1 protein-coding gene is annotated in these 1,140 nt (G+C 44.4%); it reads left to right on the top strand.

Annotated features, from left to right (window positions below):
* Nucleotides 1-1,140 (top strand): DUF3418 domain-containing protein (locus A3757_RS19825; protein ID WP_156506439.1); only part of this gene is annotated, 1,140 nt, incomplete at both ends.

The raw sequence follows: 1,140 nt of genomic DNA, 5'->3' as shown, positions 1-1,140 counted from the left end.
TGAAGACGACTTTATTTCACGACCTGAGTTTACCGATCCGGAAATACAGCGCACCAATCTAGCGGCTGTTATTCTTAAAATGATCGACTCCGGACTCGGGGCAGTGAAAGACTTTCAGTTTATTGATCCACCTGACTCTCGTCTTTTAAATGATGGCTATAAACTACTATTTGAGTTGCAGGCCGTCGATGAAAACAACCGCTTAACAGCGTTGGGCAAGAAACTTGCGACGCTTCCCACAGACCCTCGTTTAGGACGCATGCTGCTTAGCGCTCAGGACTTAAACGCAGTAAAAGAAGTGCTGATTATTGTTAGCGGCTTAAGCATACAAGATCCTCGTGAGCGCCCTGCAGATAAGCAGCAAGCAGCTGACCAGGCTCATGCGGAATATAAAGACCCTGAATCAGATTTCCTTTCTTTTTTGCGGTTGTGGGAATTCTTTGAAGATAAACGCCAGGAGCTAAGCAATAATCAATTAAAGCGCTTTTGCCAGAAAAACTTCCTATCCGCTGTGCGTATGAGGGAGTGGCGCGAGATACATAGACAACTATTACTCGTTTTAAAAAGCATCGGCATCAAGGAAAATGATAGCGAGGCTTCTTATGACTCTATTCATAAGGCTTTATTGAGCGGCTTGCTTGGCAATATCGGTAAACATGAAGAAAAACGCGAGTATCAAGGGTGTCGAAATCGACGTTTCCACTTATTTCCCGGGTCTGGCGTAAACAAAAAGCGCCCTAAATGGTTATTTGCCGCTGAAATCGTGGAAACTCAACAAGTCTATTCCAGATATAACGCAAGGCTCGATCCTGCATGGATAGAACCGCTTGCAAAGCATTTGGTAAAACGTTCTTATGCCGAACCTCATTGGGAAGCCAAAAGGGCACAAATAATTGCCAAAGAAAAGGTGACCTTATACGGACTTGAAATTGTCTCTCAGCGCCCAGTTAACTACAGCCAGATTGACCCAGGAGTTTGCCGTGAAATATTTATTCGCACCGGACTCATAGAGAGAGAGTTTCGCACCAAAAATAAGGCTATCGCTCATAACTTAAAGCTTATTGATGAAGTGGAATCGATTGAAGACCGCACGCGTCGTAAAGATGTCCTGGTCGATGATGAGGTGATATACGGACTTTA

The organism is Oleiphilus sp. HI0117 (genome assembly GCF_001635235.1).
Note: the sequence above shows the minus strand (reverse complement) of the source record. Positions and strands in the feature narration are given on the sequence as shown.